Below are 601 nucleotides of genomic sequence, written 5' to 3' on the forward strand. Positions count from 1 at the left end.
GCCGAGGCCGCCGGAGCGGCGTCCGGTGGCCTCGGCGGCGCCCTGCACGCGCTCGCGGCGGTGCTGGTCGGCCTCGCCGCGGCGCTGCTGCTGCGCCGGCACGCCGTCCGGCGGCTGCGCGGCGTCACCGGCGACGTCCTCGGCGCGCTTGTGGAGATCGCCACGACCGCCGCCCTGCTCTCCCTGGCGGCGGTCAGGGGGTGAGGGCGCGGCGGGCGTCGGCGCGGACCTCGGCGTCCGGGTCGGACAGCGCCGCGCTCAGCGCCTCGGCGGTCTCGGCGGTGCGCGGGTGCGCCGACAGGGCGATCACGGCGGCCTTGCGGACGTCGAGGTGCGGGTCGTCCAGGGCCTTGATCAGCGGAACGGACGCGACCTCGGGATCGGCGGCGGCGAGGCCGCGCGCCGCACCGGCGCGGACCTGCCAGGCCGGGTCGTACAGCGCGGCGGCCGCCCTGCCGTCCAGCGGGGGCGGGCAGCCGACGCCCGCGAGCGCCTCCAGCGCGGCGGCCCGCACGAGGTCGTCGGCGTCGCCGAGGAGGGCGCCGAGGACGCCGGCGGACGCGGGGTCGCCGATGGTGCCGGGCCCGGGAGGCGTGGGGGT

2 protein-coding genes are annotated in these 601 nt (G+C 81.2%); one reads left to right on the forward strand and one right to left on the reverse strand.

Annotated features, from left to right (window positions below; all coding sequences use genetic code 11):
* On the forward strand, nucleotides 1-204 hold a 204-nt coding region (locus ABD296_RS49905), incomplete at its 5' end, for an adenosylcobinamide-GDP ribazoletransferase (protein ID WP_344285669.1).
* On the opposite strand, the gene ABD296_RS49910 is transcribed toward ABD296_RS49905, so the two are convergent.
* On the reverse strand, nucleotides 194-601 hold a 408-nt coding region (locus ABD296_RS49910), incomplete at its 5' end, for a HEAT repeat domain-containing protein (protein WP_344285672.1). The two genes, ABD296_RS49905 and ABD296_RS49910, sit on opposite strands and share 11 nt — an antisense overlap.

Origin of the sequence: Actinomadura napierensis (genome assembly GCF_039529375.1) — a bacterium.
Taxonomy (GTDB): Bacteria; Actinomycetota; Actinomycetes; order Streptosporangiales; family Streptosporangiaceae; genus Spirillospora; species Spirillospora napierensis.